We start from the raw sequence: 16,393 nt of genomic DNA, 5'->3' as shown, positions 1-16,393 counted from the left end.
CAGCTCCTAGTACACCGTCGACGGGGTGTCTTCGACAGACACGTCGGTGGGATCGGGTTCACCCGGGGCGGGCAGCGGCGCGGGGCCTTCGCGCACGGTCTTGAAGATCAGCCCGAACTCGACGATCGCGAGCGCGAGGTAGATCAGCGTGAAGGCGATCAGCGAGATCAGCACGGTCCAGCCCGGCACGTTCGGCGAGACGCCGTCCTCGGTGAGCATGAGCCCGAACACGATCCAGGGCTGGCGGCCCATCTCGGTGAAGATCCAGCCGACGAGGATGCCGAGCAGTGCGAGCGGCGCCTGCCAGATCGCGATCTTCCACATCCAGCCCGCGACGGGGCGCTTGGCGTTCTTGCGAGTGACCCAGAGGCCCACGACCGCGATGAGCGTCGCGAGACCGCCGAAGCCCATCATCCAGCGGAACGACCAGTACGTGACCCACAGGATCGGCGCGAAGTTGCCGTCGACCTGGTCGGCGAACTGCGGGAACATCTCCTGCGTGTAGAGCAGGTTCAGGTCGTTGATGCCTTCGACGCAACCGTTGAAGTCGTGCGTCGACAGGAAGGCCAGCACGTAGGGCACGCGCAATGACCAGATCTCGCCCGTGCCGTCGGGCGTGCCGATCGAGAAGATCGAGAACGAGGCATCCGCCCCGCACGCCGAGTTGAACATCGCTTCGGCGGCTGCCATCTTCATGGGCTGGGTCTCGACCATGACCAGGCCCAGCTGGTCGCCCGAGAGTGCCGTCGCGGCGAACCCGGCGATCATCGCCCACAGTCCGAAGCGCAGCGACGTGCGCATCGTCTCGATGTTCTGCCCGCGCGCCAGCTGCCATGCGGAGGCGGCGATCATGACACCCGCGGCGAACATGATCGCCGACGAGAGCGTGTGCGGCAGCTGCGTGAGGGCGACGGGGTTGGTCAGCACCTGCCAGAAGTCGGCCATCTCGGCGCGGTGCCCCTCGGTGGACATCTGGTAGCCCAGCGGGTTCTGCATGAAGGCGTTGGCGGCGAGGATGAAGTACGCCGACATCCAGGTACCGGCCACGGTGATCCAGATCGTGGCGAGGTGGATGCCTCGGGGCAGCTTATTCCAGCCGAAGATCCACAGCCCGATGAAGGTCGCTTCGAAGAAGAAGGCCATCAGGCCCTCGAAGGCGAGGGGAGCGCCGAAGACGTCACCGACGAAGCGCGAGTAGCTCGACCAGTTCATGCCGAACTGGAACTCCTGCACGATGCCGGTGACGATGCCCATCGCGAAGTTGATCAGGAAGATCTTGCCGAAGAAGCGCGTCAGGTGCAGCCACTTCACGTTCGCGGTGCGCACCCACATCGTCTGGAAGATCGCGACGAACAGCGACATGCCGAGCGTCAGCGGAACGAAGATGAAGTGGTACAGCGTCGTCAGGCCGAACTGCCAACGGGCCAGCAGCAGTGGATCCAAGAAGTCCATCGCGGTCCTTCCTCATGCCGGCCGAGACGGGCCGGTCTTCCCTTCGACTGAAGGTACACAGCCTGTTCTCAGGACAGAAGACGGGCGGCCGTGAATAACCCCGTGCGGCTTGCCGCCGCGCAAAGCGGGCGAGATCACGCCTGCTGCGGCACGCGCTGCGCCGAGTGCAGCAGCTGCACGATGCACTCGCGCGGGTCGCACGACGAGCGCATGCCGTCGACCGACAGGGGTCCGTCGGCCGAGCTCAGCACACTCTGCATGATGCCCAGGTGCACGCTGCACAGCACTTCGCGGTGGTCGGCCTGTGCCGATGCCTGCGCGCACGGGGTCAACTCGACCGTGAGCTCGCGCTCGTCGACGAGGGGGTCGAAGCCGGCGTCGACGAGGTCTTCGACGAGCGCGTCGATCTGGTGCAGTGCCGCGGTGTCGAGGTCGGGTGTGCTGCCGGGGAGCACCCGCCGCATGAGGTCGCCGCGCTCGGCGGCGGCGCGCACGCGCCGGTGCTGCACGGGGCTGTGCGAGTTGATGCCGTCGGTGGCGCTGTAGAGCACCCGCGGCCGGCCCCGTGTCGTGCGGTGCTCGCTGGCCGACACGACGTAGCCGTCGTCGATCAGCCGCTGCAGGTGCTCACGCACCGTGTTCGGGTGAAGGTCTGTCGCGTCGACGAGCTCGGCGACAGTGCGACGAGGCTGCTCCTGTACAAGGTGGAGGATCTCGACGCGCGAGTAGTTGGAAATGGCGCTGTACCCCGCGGGGCGACCTGTGGTCATGCCACACATTATTCACGGGATTTCCGCGGCGCGCCACCTCCGAAAGGAGTGGGTTTCTTCCGGCCGCCAGGAAGGCGCGGATTAGGCATCCGTTCACCCGCCATCTGTCTCTCGTTCTTCTTGCCCCGACAGTGTCACGAGGGCGCGCGCATGCGTGCCCACCCGTCACGCGTCCGAGTCCGGACCGAGCCCCCTGGAGCGAGATGCCCTCTCCCCGTTTGCCCTTCCGCCTGGGCGCCGCGGCAGCTGCAGCCGCTGTCGTCGCGGCGACTGCTGTCGTCGTGCTGCCCGCACAAGCCGCCGAGCCTGGCGTCGTCATCAACGAGATCGAGTCCAACGACAAGGTCGCGAACGTCGACTGGATCGAACTCGTCAACGCATCGAGCGCACCGGTCGACATCTCCGGCTGGGTCCTCAAGGACGACAACGACAAGCGCACCGACGCCATCCCGGCCGATACGATCCTTCAGCCCGGTGAGTTCTACGTGTACTCCGAGCCGACGATGAGCTTCGGTCTGGGCGGTGCCGATGCCGCGCGCCTGTTCCTGCCCGACGCGACGACGCTCGTCGACTCCTATAGCTGGACGGACCACGCGGCGACGACGTACGGGCGCTGTCCCGACGGCGTCAGCGCCTTCACCACGACGGTGTCTGCAACCCCGGGTGCGGCCAACGACTGCGCGACGTCGACTCCCACGCCGACCGAGACGTTGAGCCCGACCCCCACGCCGACGTCGAGCGCCGACCTGCCGGCGGCGGGTGCGCTCGTCGTCAACGAGGTCGAGTCCAACGGCGATGACACCGACTGGTTCGAGCTGTACAACACGACGGATGCCCCGATCGACATCAGCGGCTTCATCGTCCGCGACAACGACGACGACCACCGCTACGACCTGCCGACCGGCTCGATCGTCCCGGCTCAGGGCATCCTGCTCGTCGACCAGCTGACGGCGCACGACCCCGGGTTCGACTTCGGGCTCGGTGGTGAGGACAAGGTGCGTCTGTTTGCGCCCGACGGTGAGACGCTCATCGCCGAGGCGTCATGGACCACGCACGCGACGATCACCTACGGGCTGTGCCCCGACGGCGTCGGCGTGCTGCGCGAGACGACAGTCTCGACGAAGGGCGAGTCGAACAACTGCTCGCTGCCCATCGCGATCAACGAGGTCGAGTCCAGCGGCGGCACGCCGGGTGACTGGATCGAGCTCGTCAACCTCAGCGACAGCGACCTCGACGCGAGCGGACTCATCGTGACCGATGCCGACGTGACGAAGGCGTCGCACCGTTACGAGATTCCGGCCGACACCACGATCGCCGCGCGCGGCTACCTCGTGCTGGAGGAGGCCGACTTCGGCTACGGCCTCGGCGGCGAAGACGAAGTGCACCTGTTCGACACCGACGGCACCACCGAGCTGGATGCCACGTCGTGGACCACGCACGCGGCGACGACGTGGGGCCGCTGCCCCGACGCCGTCGGCGACTTCGGTGTGACCGAGGCGGCGACCAAGGGCGCCGCGAACCGCTGCGCCGGCGAGCTCGTCGTCGAGACGTGGCCGGGCGGTGTCGACGTCACGGTGCTCGATGAAGCCGACACCTTCCCGAGCGGCGACCTCAGCGGCCTCGACTACGCCGACGGCGGCCTGTGGGCCGTGCAGAACGGCGACGGACTGCTCTACCGACTCGAGGGCGCGGACTTCGCCCCGGCATCCGGCTGGGAGGACGGCCGCAAGCTGCGCTACGCCGACGGCACCGGCACGGTCGACGCCGAGGGCGTGACGGCGCTCGGTGACCGCGTCTACGTCTCGAGCGAGCGCAACAACGATCAGGGGTCGGTCAGCCGTCCCGCTGTGTTGCGCTTCGACCCGTCGGACGCGGGCGACGAGCTGGTGGCCGAGGCCGAGTGGAACCTCGCCGCGGACTTCCCGGGCCTGGGCGCCAACGCGGGGCTTGAGGGCGTCACGTGGATCTCGGACGCGTGGTTGGTCGCGCAGGGCTTCACCGACGAGCGCACGGCCGCGGCGTACGACCCCGCGAGCTACCCCGACCACGGCGACGGCCTGTTCTTCGTCGGAGTCGAGGGCACGGCGTCGGTGTACGCCTACGCGCTGCAGGAGGACGGTGGCTTCGCCCGTGTCGCGACGATCGCGACGCCGTTCGCGCTCGTCGCCGACGTGCAGTTCGACCGCGACCTGCTGTGGGTCGTCTGCGACGAGGCCTGTGACGGCCGCACGGCGACGTACGAGATCGACGAGAGCGGTGCTTTCGTTCCGACCCACGTCTACGCACGCCCCGCGAACGCGGCCAACGTCGCCAACGAGGGCTTCGCGATCGGCGCCGAGTGCGTCGATGGCGTCGCGCAGACCTTCTACGCCGACGACAACGACACCGACGGATTCTCGCTGCGCAGCGGCACGCTGAACTGCACCACCGGCACGACGCCCACGCCCGAGCCGACGGCGACGCCCACGCCGGAGCCGACGGCGACTGCAACGCCGGAGCCGACGGCAACGGCAACGCCGGAGCCCACAGCAACGGCTACACCCGAGCCGACGGCGACGCCTGAGCCGACGGCCACGGCCGAACCCACCGCGACGCCCGCGCCGACGGCCACGCCGAGCCCGACCGCGACGCTGCCTGCAACCGGCAGTGAGGCCCCCTCGACGGACGACCTCACCGCCGCCACGCGCGGCGGGCTGACCGGCCCGGCGAGTGCCGTCGCCGGCTCGACGGTGACGCTCACAGTGCCGGCCGCGGCGCCGGGGCAGAGCGTGCACGTGTGGCTGTTCTCCACGCCGACCGACCTCGGCGCGGCGACCGTGACGACGGCGCACACGGTGTCGGTCGCGATCCCGGCATCCGTGCCGACCGGGCAGCACCGCATCGTCGTGACGGATGCCTCGGGAGCCGTCATCGGCTGGACGGAGATCACCGTGACGGCCGTCGCCACCCTCGCCACGACCGGTGGCGACGGTGCAGCGCAGGGCACCCTCGCGATCGCCGCGGTCGTGGCGTTCGCGATCGGTGCGGCCCTTGTGCGTCGCGCACGGCGCACGCAGCGCGCGTGACCGCCTGAGACCGCCTGAGCGCGGCCTACCGGCAGGGGAACCCCCGACCGAAGGGTCGGGGGTTCCCCTGCGTCGGCTATGGCACCGGTTAGGGTGCAAAGGTGCGAGGACACGCGTGAGGCTCGGGGGCCGCTTCGGCGGCATCCGCTTCGCGTGGGCGCGGGCACGTGCGGCCGTGCCGCCGCTGGTGGCCCTCGCCGTGACCGCCGCGGTCGCCGCCGCTCTCGTGGTCGGACTCGTCGCCGCGCTGCGCGCCGTCGAAGCGCAGGATGTGCGCGCGGTGCTCGCCGCGACGACGGGTGACCGCGGCGTCGCTCGCGTCTCGGGTGATGACGTGGCCGCGCTCGAGACAGCCGTGCGCAGCGTCCTGGCGGGGCACGGAGTCGACGCGGTCGTCGTGACGACCGAAGACGGGCGTGTCGTGATCACTCCGGATGCCACGCGGTTCACCGGCGGCGAGGTGACAGCGCTCACGGCCGCGCTCGATGCGATTCCGGATGCCGTCGAGGGGCGCGTTCAGGTGACCGGTGGCCTGTCGATCACCCTCGACGACATCGAAGAGGGCCTCCAGACACGCCGCGGCCCGGCCGTGGTCGCGATCGGTTTCGTGGGTCTGCTCGCCGTCGTCGTGGTCGGCGCGGTCGCCCTCGAGCCGGTGCGCGTGCGCGCGGGCGAGTCGCAGCTGCTGCGCGCCCGCGGCGCTCGGCGTCGCACGCTGAGCGTGGGTGCGGCCGTCGAGGCGCTTTCCGTGGCGATCCTCGGCGCGGCTGTCGGCGCCGCGGTGGTCGTGCTGCTCGCCCCGGTGCTGACGCTGCCCTCACCCGGCATCCTGTTCGCAGGCGTCATCGCGCTCGCGGTCGCCCTGACGGCGACGCTCGTCGCCGCGATCGTCACGGCGCGCGGCGTCGACGCTCCGCGCACCCGCGCGCAGGTCGCCGTGTTCGCGGGCGCCGCCGTCATCCTGGCCGTGCTCACGGGGCTTGCGGCCTGGCGGTTCGCCGAGGCGGGCACTCCCGTCGGCCGCGGCGGCACGATCGACCCGCTCGTCGCGATCGGCCCCGCGCTCGTGCTGGGGCTGTCGGCCGTCGTCGCGGTGATGGCGGCGTCGCCGGTGACGCGCATCGCTGCGGCATCCACCTCTGGCGCGCGCGGCGTGCTTCCCGTCACGGCGCTGCGGCTTGCGTCGCGGCGGCCGGGGCGGCACGCGCTGCCGATCACGGTCGTCGCATTCACCGTCGGCATCGCCGTCATCGCGAGCGCGTACGTCGGCACGGTGCGCACGCTTGGCGACGCCCCCGAAGCGCTGCGGGTCGGCGCCGACGTGCGGGTCACGACGATCCCCGACACGATCGATGCGCACGACGTCGCCGACACCGCCGTCGCTGCAGGAGCGCAGACAGCGGCGCTCGCGCGGGGGTTCAGCGCGCAGGCGGCCACACGCATCCCGGTCGTCGCGATCGAGAGCACGGAGATCGGCGCCGTCCTGCTGGATGCCGGCGGCACGCTCGACCCCGCAGAGCTGGCATCCGCGCTCGCGCTGCCGCAGGGGGTGGGCATCCCGATCAGCGGCGACGCCGTCGATGTCACAGTCACGGCTCCCGTGCCTCCGCCCCGCGAGCTCGGCGGCGAGTCGTTCCCGCAGAGCGCGACCCTCGCGAGCATCCGGCTCACGTTCGTCTCCGACGCGGGCGCAGTGTGGGAGACGACGTTCCTGAACGGGACGCTGACCGAGGCCCCTGCCGGCGACGTCGCGGCGTTCTCGTCGGTCGACGTCGACGCCGAACACCACGAGCACATCGCGCTGCCGACCGGATCGACCTGGACGCTGCTGGCGGTGTCGGCGTCGCCGACCGGCTTCACGTACAGCGACGGTGTTCTGGGCGTCACAGCGACCAGTGGTGGTGCGGCGCTTGATCTCGCGTCGATGGTCGCGGCGCCCGGCACCGCGGGTGCGGTCACCGTCGACGACGGCATCCTCACGCTCGCGCCGACGTACAGCGATCGCGGCACGGCGCTGCTCACGCGCGCGATGGCGCCGGACGCGCCTACGTCGGCACCGGTCGTCATGACGGCCGAGCTCGCCGCGTCGCTGAGTCTCGATGTCGGTGACACGCTCGACCTCGCCTTCGACGGACCCGACTTCGATGCGTCCGTCACGCTCGCGCAGACCGTGCCCGTGTTGCCGGGCACCCCGACCGGCCAGGGCATGCTGGCAGGCTTCGACACGCTCGCGTTCCTGTCGACCGTTCCCGTGATCGCCAATCAGGTGTGGGTTCAGGCCGATGATCCGGATGCCGTCGCGGCAGCGGTCTCGGACGCCTACTCCGGCCCGACGGTGCTCGTCGCCGATCCGCGTCAGGGGTCGGCCGCGGCCGCGACCAGCTGGCTGTTCCTGCTCGCGGCGGTCGGTGGCGCCGTCCTCGCCCTCGTCGTGCTCTGGCTGCGCCGCTCGCGCACGCCGGCCGACGCGCGCGAGCTCGCGCTGCTGGCAGTCCTGGGGCTCGGCCGGCGCCGCGCCGGCCGCGTGCGCGTCGCAGAAGACCTCACGGCGCTCGCGATGGGGATCGTCGGTGGGCTCGTCGCCGGCGTCGTGACGGCCTGGCTGATCGTGCCGCCGCTCGTGCGCGCGGCCTACGGCACGGTGCCGGACGGATACCCCGTTCCGCTCGTCTGGAACCTGCCGCTGCTCGCCGTGACGGTGGGCGTGTTCGCCGCGCTGTGCGGCCTGGTGATGGCGTCGGTGCGCGTGCCACGCGCACTCGCCGCACCCCTGCGAGGTGACGAATGAGCACCTCACCCGGCCTGTTCGCCCTGACCCGCCGCCGCTTCGCGACCCCACGCAGCGCCGCACTCGTGATCATCGCCTTGACGGCCCTGGCCGCGTTCGTCGTCGCGGCGGCGCCGCGCGCCCTCGTCGGCGTCGTGCGCGCCGAGGTGTCGCACCAGCTGGGCGGGGTGGCTCCGACCTCACGCGACCTGTCCGGCACGGCGCTGGATGCCCCGGCCTTCGGCCCCGGCGACGTGTCGACCGAGGGTTGGGACCCGGGGGCATCCGACGTCTTCGGCGCCGTCGCGGAGCAGCTTGAGAACGCGCGCGACGGGTTCGATCCCGTGCTGCGCGATCTCACTTCGCCCGCGCAGTTCGCCGAGTACAAGGCGACGGGTCTGGTCGTCGTGCCGGGCGACGCCGAGCCCGCCCAGCCGGCGGATGCGCCGTTCGCCGTCATCCAGCTGCTGTCGGAACCGACTGCGACAGCGCAGATGACGCTGGTCGAGGGTGCATGGCCGCAGGCGTGGGACGGCGGCGACAGCCCGATCGGCATCGTGCTGAGCGCTGACGCCGCGGCGACGATGGGCTGGACGGTCGGCGAGCAGCGCCGCGTTCCGGCCAACGCGCGGAACCTGAGCGACGGATGGTGGCCGGATGCGCCGGCCTTCGTGCTGGCCGGCACCTTCACCGCCGTCGACCCCGCCGCCGACCGGTGGCTGCATCTGCCGACCGCGCTGACGGCGACGGTGTTCGACGACGGCAACTCGCGCCCGCGCGCGACGGCCGCGGCGTGGGTGCCGGCCGGCACGTGGGAGCGCGTGTCTGGCCAGCTCGGCGGCTCGCAGATCACGCTGTGGTACCCCGTCGACGCCGATGCTGCGCGCGGCGTCGACCCCACGGAACTGCTCGCCGCCGTGCGCGGCGCGACCTCGGCGTCGATCCCGCTCGACGAGTCCGGGCAGCTGCGCGTGCGACTGTCGTCCGACCTCGAGACCGTCCTGTCGACGGCGCTCGGGCGCTCGGGCGCGGCCAGCGCGATCCTCGCCGTCGCCGCCGTCGGACCGCTCGCCGTCAGCGTCGCGCTCATCGTGCTCGCGGCGGCACTCATCGTGCGCCGCCGCCGCACCGACCTCGCCCTGCTGTCGGCGCGTGGCGCGCCGCTCTCGCGACTGCGCCGCCTGCTGCTGGGCGAGGGCGTGCTGCTGGGTGTGCCCGCGGCGGTCATCGGCGCGGGTGTCGGCGTGCTTGTCACCGCGAACGACGCGGGATGGATGCCGACGGCGCTCGCCGTGCTCGTCGGGGCGGCGCCGGGCCTCGCGCTTGCGCTGACCCTGCGCCCCGCGCTGCTCGAGCGCGGCCGGTCGGATCTGGATGCCCCCGTGCGCAGCCGCTGGACGCGCATCGCCGAGGCGATCGTCGGGCTGCTCGCCGTCGTCGCCGTCGTCCAGCTCGTGCTGCGCGGCGTCGGCTCGGGCACGACGACGATCGATCCGCTCGTCATCGCGGCGCCGTTGCTCGCGACCGTCGCGCTCGCGCTCATCGTCGTGCGCCTGCACCCGCTGCCGATCGCGGCCGCTTTCGCCGCCGCGAAGCGCGGGCGCGGGGTGGTCGGCCTCGTCGGCGCCGCCCGCAGCCTGCGCGACCCCGCGGCGGGCACGACGGCCGTGCTCGCGATGGTCGTCGCCGTCGCGATCGCGGTGTTCTCCTCCGTCGTGCTGGCCACCGTCGACCGCGGCGCCGTCGTCGCCGCGCAGCGCGACGTCGGGGCCGACATCCGCATCGCCGGCCCCTACTTCGAGCAGGCGACGATCGACCGACTGCGCGAGGTCGACGGGGTGACGGATGCCGTCGGCATCCTGCGCGGCGACTACCTCACCGTCACGGGGCCCGGCGGGCGGGCGTCTGTGCTCGCTCTCGTCACCGAACCCGATCGCCTCGCCGCCGCCCAGCGCGGCTTCGTCGGTGCGTTCCCCGGCGGACTGGCCGCCGGATCCGACCCGCTGCAGGTCGCGGTGTCGACCGCCGTCACCGAAGAGACGGGAGGGGTGACGACCGTGCAGAACCGCCCCGCGCAGGCCGTGGCCACCGTCGACGAGCTGCTCGGGATGGCCGGCACGAGCGAGTTCGTCGTGCTCGCGGCATCCGACTACACCGCCCTCACCGGGCTCGGCTTCTATCCGCGCACCGTCCTCGTGGATATCACGGCAGGGGCCGACGTGCACGCCGTCGCCGACGCCCTGAGCGAGATCATCGGCCAGAACCACACGGTGCGGTTCCTCACCGACTCGACCGCCGAGATCCAGGCCTCGCCGGCCGTCACGGCCCTGCGGTTCGTGCTGCTGTCGGCCCTCGGCGTCGCGGGACTGCTGTCGGTCATCGCCCTGCTGCTGGTCGCCGGCGTCGCGCGCGACGCGCGTTCGCGCGTGATCGCCCTGCTGCGCACGATGGGCCTCGACCGGCGCCGCGCCCGCGGGATCGTCGCGTGGGAGTTCGCACCACTGGGCATCACGGCGCTTGTCGGCGGGATGATCCTGGGAGCGGTGCTGCCCCTGCTCGTGGTCGTCTCGATCGACCTGCGACCGTTCACCGGCGGCGGCGCCCAGCCGGCACTCACGGTCGACCCGCTGCTGAGCGGAAGCCTGATCGCGGCCGTGATCGTCGCGCTGGGCATCGCCGTCGTCGCCGGCGTCGCCTCTGCCCGAACCACTTCGATCGCCACCGTGCTGAGAACGGAGGAGGACTGATGACCGAACCCGACATCGTCTGCGAAGGACTGGTGCGCATCTTCGCCGTCGCCGACATCGAGGTGCAGGCCCTGCAGGGACTCGACCTGCGCATCGACCGTGGCGAGCTCGTCGCACTCGTCGGGGCATCCGGCTCGGGCAAATCGACGCTGCTGTCGATCCTGTCCGCGCTCGACGCGCCCACGGCGGGCAAGGCGACGGTCGCGGGCCGCGACCTCACGACGCTCTCGGCACGTCAGCGCGTCGACTACCGACGCGAGGTCGTCGGGTTCGTCTGGCAGCAGACTGCCCGCAACCTGCTGCCCTACCTCTCCGCCGAAGAGAACGTGCAGCTGGCCCGCGCGATCGGCGGCGACCGCTCGAACCCGGCACGAGCGAAGGAGCTGCTCGAGCTCACTGGCGTTGCGGCCGTCGCCGCGCGGCGCCCCGCCGAGCTCTCGGGCGGGCAGCAGCAGCGCGTCGCGATCGCCGTCGCTCTCGCGAACGACCCGCGTGTGCTGCTCGCCGATGAGCCCACGGGTGACCTCGACGAACACGCGACCGCCGACGTGCTCGCCACCTTCGAGACGGTCAACCGCGAGCTCGGCACGACCGCGCTGATCGTGACGCACGACGCCGCCGTCTCCGAGCACGTGCAGCGCACGGTGCAGATCCGCGACGGACGCACCTCGACCGAAGTGCTCCGCTCGACGCACACCGACGACGAAGGGCGCGAGCACACCGTCGCGCAGGAGTTCGTCGTGCTCGACAAGGTCGGCCGCATGCAGCTGCCGAGCGAATACCTGACCCGCCTCTCGCTGCGCGAGCGCGTGCGGCTCGAGCTCAACCCCGACCACGTCGGGGTGTGGCCGGGGGATGCGGGCGCGAGCGCTGGCGCGGGCGCGGGCGCGCCCCAGCCGCCCACGCGGCGCGCCCTGCGCGAACAGGCCGAGCACGCCGCCCAGGGCGAGCAGAAGGGAGCAACCGATGAGTGAGTTGGTGCTCGAGGCATCCGGACTCTCGGTCGTGCACCGCACGGCCGCCGGCGGCGTCCATGCCCTGACGGATGCCGCGCTGACGCTGTCAGCCGGCGAACTGGTCGTGCTCGTGGGGCCGTCCGGCGCGGGCAAGACGACGCTGCTGCACGTGCTCGGGGGCATCCAGCCCGTCACGACCGGGACGGTGCGTGTCGGCGATGTCGAGGTGACGAGCGCGTCTGAGCGCGACGTCGACCGCGTGCGCCGCGACGACCTCGGCTACGTCTTCCAGTCGTTCGGGCTGATCAGCGCCCTATCGGCCGAAGAGAACGTCGAGTTGCCGCTGCGGATCGCCGGGGTCGACCCTGCCGTGCGCGCGGCGCGCGTCGCCTCGCTGCTCGAGCGGGTGGGCCTCGCCGCGCACGCGCGGCAGCGACCCGGCGAACTCTCGGGAGGGCAGCAGCAGCGCGTCGGCATCGCCCGTGCACTCGCCGGCTCGCCGCGCATCCTGCTCGCCGACGAGCCGACGGGCCAGCTCGATTCGCACACGGCGGCGCAGATGATCGACCTCATCGCCTCGATCGCGCGCGACGACGGCGTCGCGGTGCTGCTGTCGACGCACGACCCGATGGTTCGGGCGCGTGCCGACCGCGTGCTCGAGATCCACGACGGCGTGCTGCGCGAGGCCGTGCCGGCCTGAGCGTCAGCCGCACGGCGTCAGGCGCGCGTGCTCTTCCAGCCCAGCGCCGGTGCAACGTGTTTTGCGAACGACTCGACGACGTGCAGGTTGAAGGCGACGCCGAGCTGGCTCGGGATCGTCAGCATCAGGGTGTCGGCGCTCATGACCGCGGCATCCTGCTGCAACTGCTCGATCAGTACGTCGGGCGCGGCCGCGTAGGTCTTGCCGAACGTCGAGCGGAACCCGTCGATGTAGCCGATGCCGTCGCCTTCCTGGCTGTGCCCGAAGTACAGCTCGTCCTCAGCGGTCGTGATCGGGAAGACCGAGCGGCTCACCGAGACGCGAGGGGTGCCCGGATGCCCGGCATCCTTCCACGCCGCGCGGAAGCGGTCGATCTGCTCGGCCTGCAGGATGTCGAACGGGCGCCCGTCGGCCTCGGTCACCAGGGTCGACGACATGAGGTTGAGGCCGGTGCGTCCCGCCCACTCGGCCGTCTCGCGCGAACCGGCACCCCACCAGATGCGCGAGCGCAGGCCCTCGGAGTGTGGCTCGATGCGCTGCAGGCCGGACCCGCCGCCGAACGGCGAGTTCGCGTCGCGCTCGGCGATGCCCTCGCCGCCGATCGCGCGCCAGAACAGGTCGAAGTGCTCGCGGGCCAGGTCGGCGCCACGCGGGTCCTGCGCCGTGTAGCCGAAGCTCTCGTAGCCGCGCACGACCGTCTCGGGTGACCCACGGCTCACGCCGAGCGCGAGTCGGCCGTCCGATATGAGGTCGACGGCCGCCGCCTCTTCGGCGAGGTAGAGCGGGTTCTCGTAGCGCATGTCGACGACGCCCGTGCCCATCTCGATGCGCTCGGTCTTGGCTGCGATCGCGGCGAGCAGCGGCATCGGCGACGCCTGCTGGCGCGCGAAGTGGTGCACGCGGAAGAAGATGCCGTTCGCGCCGAGCTCGTCCATGCCCTGGGCGAGGTCGATCGCCTGGTGCAGCATGTCGCCGGCGGTGAGCTGCCGCCCGCCACCGAGCGGTCCGTAATGTCCGAACGAGAGTGTTCCGAAGCGTTCCATGTCACGCGCAACGCTACGCCGCCCGCATCCATTCCGGTGAATGGATGCCCGGGGCATCCGCCCGCTCGCCCCGCGGGAGTTTCGGTCCCCTCAAGCGCCCGAAACTCGCCCCGCAAGAGTTTCGGACCCCTCAAGCGTCCGAAACTCGCCTAGCAACAGTTTCGGGCCCCTCAAGCGCCCGAAACTCGGATGCCTGGGGAGGGGGCGAGCCCGGAGAGTCGTGTGGGGCGTGGCGTAGGCCCGTCTCGATCACGATGCGGCCACCAGTGATCACGCCCGGACCGTCGCCGGGCGTGGGTGCTGGGGCGGGGGTGATCTGTTCCGCCTCCCACACGGCTTGCGCTTCGGCGGCCGAGGGGCGCCAGATCTCGTCGAAGCCGAAGGTGCCACCCGAGGGGCGCTCGACGACGTCGCCGCGGCGTCGGCGCCGAGCCGCGTCCCACGCGTACCAGGCGAACCAGACGGGGAGCCCGACCAGCCCGCCGAGGAACGTCCACATCAGCACGGCACCGAACATCGTCCGATCGTACGTCGCGACGCGACACCCGCGGAATACACCGGGCATCCACGTGCTTGGATCGAAGCATGACGCGTATCGGCACCAGTGACCTCGATGTGTTCCCCCTCGCCCTCGGCGGCAACGTGTTCGGCTGGACGGCCGACCGCGATGCCTCGTTCGCCATCCTCGACGCGTTCCACGCGGGCGGCGGCAACTTCATCGACACGGCCGACTCGTACAGCGCGTGGGTGCCCGGCCATGAGGGTGGCGAGAGCGAGCGCATCATCGGCGCGTGGCTCGCCGACCGCAAGCCCCGCGGCGTGACGGTCGCGACGAAGGTCAGCCAGCACCCGCAGTTCGGCGGGCTCGCCGCCGCGAACGTGCGGGCTGCTGCCGAGGCATCCCTCGAGCGCCTCGGTGTCGAGTCGATCGACCTTTACTTCGCGCACTTCGATGACGCCGAGACGCCACTCGAAGAGACCGTCGCCGCGTTCGGCGAGCTCGTCTCGGACGGCCTCGTGCGCTACACGGCGGTGTCGAACTACTCTGCCGAGCGCATCCGTGAGTGGGTGCGCATCGCGCGCGACCTGGGCGTCGCCGAGCCGGTCGCGGTGCAGCCGCACTACAACCTCGTGCACCGCGAGACCGAGAACGACATCATCCCCGTCGCCGCCGACTTCGGTCTCGGCGTCGTGCCGTACTTCTCGCTCGCGAAGGGATTCCTGACCGGCAAGTACCGGTCGACGGATGCCGAGGGGGCGGCATCGCCGCGCGCCGCGGGCGCCGCGAAGTACGCGACGCCGCAGGGTCTGCAGATCATCGAGGTCATGGAGCGCATCGGCGCAGCCCACGGCGTCTCGACCGCCGCGATCGCGCTCGCCTGGCTGCGTGCCAAGCCGACGGTTGTCGCGCCGATCGCCTCGGCCTCGAAGCTCGAGCAGGTGCCCGACCTGCTCGCCGGCGCGACCACCGACCTCACGGCCGATGAGGTCGCCGAGCTCGACGACGTCTCGGAGTGGACGCCCGCTGACATGTGACGCTGGCCACCCCCAGCGTGCGCCACAACCCCACGTAAACTGGGGCGATGCCCGAGGTCCTCAACGTCTCCGCGTATCTGTTCACGCAGCTGACGGATGCCGCGCAGTTGCGCCCCGTTCTCCGCGAGCGCGCCGTCGCGGCGGGGCTGAAGGGCACGATCATCCTCGCGGAGGAGGGCATCAACCTCTTCCTCGCCGGTGACGCGGACGCCGTGCGCGGGTTCCTCGACGACCTGCGGGCGGATGCCCGGTTCGCCGCCCTCACGGCGAAGGAGAGCTGGTCGCAGGATCAGCCGTTCCGCAAGATGCTCGTCAAGCACAAGCGCGAGATCATCCGGATGGACCACCCGACGATCCGCCCCGAGGCGGGCCGCGCGCCCGCCGTCGCGCCCGCGACGCTGCGCCGCTGGCTCGATCAGGGCCACGACGACGAGGGCCGCGAGGTCGTCATGCTCGACACGCGCAACGCGTTCGAGGTCGACTACGGCGGCTTCGATGGGGCGCTCGACTGGCGCATCGACCGTTTCACGCAGTTCTCGGATGCCGTCGCCGCGCACCGCGACGACCTCGCGGGCAAGACCGTCGTCAGCTACTGCACGGGCGGCATCCGCTGCGAGAAGGCGGCGATCCACCTGCGCGAGGAGGGCATCGACGCGTGGCAGCTCGACGGCGGGATCCTCGGCTGGTTCGAGCATGTCGGCGGCGACCACTACCGCGGCGACTGCTTCGTCTTCGACGATCGCGAAGCGCTCACGGCTGACCTCGCGCCCTCACCCGGGCCGCGCACGCTCGCCCGCACGGCGGGGCCTGCCGCGTGAGCGCGCGCGATCTCGCCGGGGGAGCGGTTCTGCGCGAAGCACAGCCGGCGGACGTCCCCGGCATCCTCGCCCTCATCCAGGCGCTCGCCGTCTACGAACGCGAGCCGGATGCCGTGGAGAACACCCCCGAGCTGCTCACCGAGACGCTCTTCGGCGCCGACCCGCGCGCCTTCGCGCACGTCGTCGAGCGCGACGGGACCGTCGTCGGCATCGCGATCTGGTTCCTCACGTACTCGACGTGGACGGGCCGCCACGGCATCTGGCTCGAAGACCTCTACGTCGACGAGACCGAGCGCGGTGGCGGCTACGGCAAGGCGCTCATGGCGGCGCTCGCGGCACTGTGCGTCGAGCGCGGCTACTCGCGCTTCGAGTGGACCGTGCTCGACTGGAACGCACCCTCGATCGCGTTCTACCGGTCGCTCGGTGCGACACCGCAGGACGAGTGGACGACGCAGCGCCTCACCGGCGACGCACTGGAGGCCCTGGCCCGCGCCTGACCGGAGACCGGCCGCTGACGGATGTCGGCGGTGCGGCGTAGC

At 71.5% G+C, this 16,393-nt stretch carries 12 protein-coding genes; 8 read left to right on the top strand and 4 right to left on the bottom strand.

Annotation, left to right across the window (positions count from 1 at the left end; translation table 11 throughout):
- Positions 1–6: 6 nt before the first annotated feature.
- Both BGO46_RS14110 and BGO46_RS14105 read right to left on the bottom strand, forming a co-directional pair.
- A complete protein-coding gene (locus BGO46_RS14110) occupies positions 7–1,452 on the bottom strand; it encodes a cytochrome ubiquinol oxidase subunit I (RefSeq protein WP_292674844.1) in 1,446 nt (481 codons plus the stop codon).
- Between the two features lie 134 nt (positions 1,453–1,586).
- The gene (locus tag BGO46_RS14105) at positions 1,587–2,222 is read right to left on the bottom strand and encodes an ArsR family transcriptional regulator (protein ID WP_292674847.1); all 636 of its coding nucleotides are present in this window, start codon (positions 2,220–2,222) and stop codon (positions 1,587–1,589) included.
- Between the two features lie 203 nt (positions 2,223–2,425).
- On the opposite strand from BGO46_RS14105, the gene BGO46_RS14100 reads away from it, so the two are divergent.
- The 5 genes from BGO46_RS14100 (at position 2,426) to BGO46_RS14080 (ending at position 12,457) form a co-directional block, all read left to right on the top strand.
- Positions 2,426–5,287: a lamin tail domain-containing protein gene (locus tag BGO46_RS14100; RefSeq protein ID WP_292674849.1), complete on the top strand. Its 2,862-nt coding sequence runs from the start codon at positions 2,426–2,428 to the stop codon at positions 5,285–5,287.
- Positions 5,288–5,402: 115 nt separating this feature from the next.
- Positions 5,403–8,075, top strand: coding sequence for a hypothetical protein (locus BGO46_RS14095; protein WP_292674851.1), 2,673 nt, complete (start codon positions 5,403–5,405; stop codon positions 8,073–8,075).
- Entirely contained in the window at positions 8,072–10,801 is a 2,730-nt protein-coding gene (locus BGO46_RS14090; RefSeq protein WP_292674856.1) for an FtsX-like permease family protein, read from the top strand. The genes BGO46_RS14095 and BGO46_RS14090 overlap by 4 nt, the downstream gene beginning before the upstream one ends.
- Positions 10,801–11,775 carry an ABC transporter ATP-binding protein gene (locus BGO46_RS14085; RefSeq protein WP_292674858.1) on the top strand — a complete coding sequence of 325 codons (975 nt, stop codon included), beginning with the start codon at positions 10,801–10,803 and terminating at the stop codon, positions 11,773–11,775. Before BGO46_RS14090 ends, BGO46_RS14085 begins: the two co-directional genes overlap by 1 nt.
- On the top strand, positions 11,768–12,457 hold the full coding sequence (locus tag BGO46_RS14080) for an ABC transporter ATP-binding protein (RefSeq protein WP_292674861.1): 690 nt from the start codon (positions 11,768–11,770) through the stop codon (positions 12,455–12,457). Before BGO46_RS14085 ends, BGO46_RS14080 begins: the two co-directional genes overlap by 8 nt.
- Positions 12,458–12,474: 17 nt before the next feature.
- Here the strand turns inward: BGO46_RS14080 and BGO46_RS14075 are convergent, their stop codons facing one another.
- Both BGO46_RS14075 and BGO46_RS14070 read right to left on the bottom strand, forming a co-directional pair.
- Positions 12,475–13,500 (bottom strand): LLM class flavin-dependent oxidoreductase, encoded by a 1,026-nt coding sequence (locus tag BGO46_RS14075; RefSeq protein ID WP_292674864.1) that lies wholly within the window; start codon positions 13,498–13,500, stop codon positions 12,475–12,477.
- Between the two features lie 130 nt (positions 13,501–13,630).
- Entirely contained in the window at positions 13,631–14,017 is a 387-nt protein-coding gene (locus tag BGO46_RS14070) for a hypothetical protein (RefSeq protein WP_292674866.1), read from the bottom strand.
- A 68-nt stretch (positions 14,018–14,085) separates the two neighbouring features.
- On the opposite strand from BGO46_RS14070, the gene BGO46_RS14065 reads away from it, so the two are divergent.
- The 3 genes from BGO46_RS14065 to BGO46_RS14055 are packed head-to-tail and all read left to right on the top strand — an operon-like array spanning position 14,086 to position 16,351.
- Positions 14,086–15,036: an aldo/keto reductase gene (locus BGO46_RS14065; protein ID WP_292674869.1), complete on the top strand. Its 951-nt coding sequence runs from the start codon at positions 14,086–14,088 to the stop codon at positions 15,034–15,036.
- Between the two features lie 47 nt (positions 15,037–15,083).
- Positions 15,084–15,854, top strand: coding sequence for a sulfurtransferase (locus BGO46_RS14060; protein ID WP_292674872.1), 771 nt, complete (start codon positions 15,084–15,086; stop codon positions 15,852–15,854).
- Positions 15,851–16,351: a GNAT family N-acetyltransferase gene (locus BGO46_RS14055; RefSeq protein ID WP_292674874.1), complete on the top strand. Its 501-nt coding sequence runs from the start codon at positions 15,851–15,853 to the stop codon at positions 16,349–16,351. The genes BGO46_RS14060 and BGO46_RS14055 overlap by 4 nt, the downstream gene beginning before the upstream one ends.
- Positions 16,352–16,393: the final 42 nt, after the last annotated feature.

Origin of the sequence: Microbacterium sp. 70-16 (assembly GCF_001898315.1) — a bacterium.
Lineage (GTDB): Bacteria > Actinomycetota > Actinomycetes > Actinomycetales > Microbacteriaceae > Microbacterium.
The sequence above is the reverse complement of the archived record's forward strand: the minus strand, read 5'-3'. Positions and strand labels throughout refer to the sequence as shown.

Coding starts and splice junctions, on each gene's coding strand:
- BGO46_RS14090 (WP_292674856.1), top strand. CDS start 8,072: ATGAGCACCTCACCCGGCCTGTTCGCCCTGACCCGCCGCCGCTTCGCG.
- BGO46_RS14060 (WP_292674872.1), top strand. CDS start 15,084: ATGCCCGAGGTCCTCAACGTCTCCGCGTATCTGTTCACGCAGCTGACG.
- BGO46_RS14075 (WP_292674864.1), bottom strand. CDS start 13,500: ATGGAACGCTTCGGAACACTCTCGTTCGGACATTACGGACCGCTCGGT.
- BGO46_RS14100 (WP_292674849.1), top strand. CDS start 2,426: ATGCCCTCTCCCCGTTTGCCCTTCCGCCTGGGCGCCGCGGCAGCTGCA.
- BGO46_RS14065 (WP_292674869.1), top strand. CDS start 14,086: ATGACGCGTATCGGCACCAGTGACCTCGATGTGTTCCCCCTCGCCCTC.
- BGO46_RS14105 (WP_292674847.1), bottom strand. CDS start 2,222: ATGACCACAGGTCGCCCCGCGGGGTACAGCGCCATTTCCAACTACTCG.
- BGO46_RS14080 (WP_292674861.1), top strand. CDS start 11,768: ATGAGTGAGTTGGTGCTCGAGGCATCCGGACTCTCGGTCGTGCACCGC.
- BGO46_RS14085 (WP_292674858.1), top strand. CDS start 10,801: ATGACCGAACCCGACATCGTCTGCGAAGGACTGGTGCGCATCTTCGCC.
- BGO46_RS14110 (WP_292674844.1), bottom strand. CDS start 1,452: ATGGACTTCTTGGATCCACTGCTGCTGGCCCGTTGGCAGTTCGGCCTG.
- BGO46_RS14070 (WP_292674866.1), bottom strand. CDS start 14,017: ATGTTCGGTGCCGTGCTGATGTGGACGTTCCTCGGCGGGCTGGTCGGG.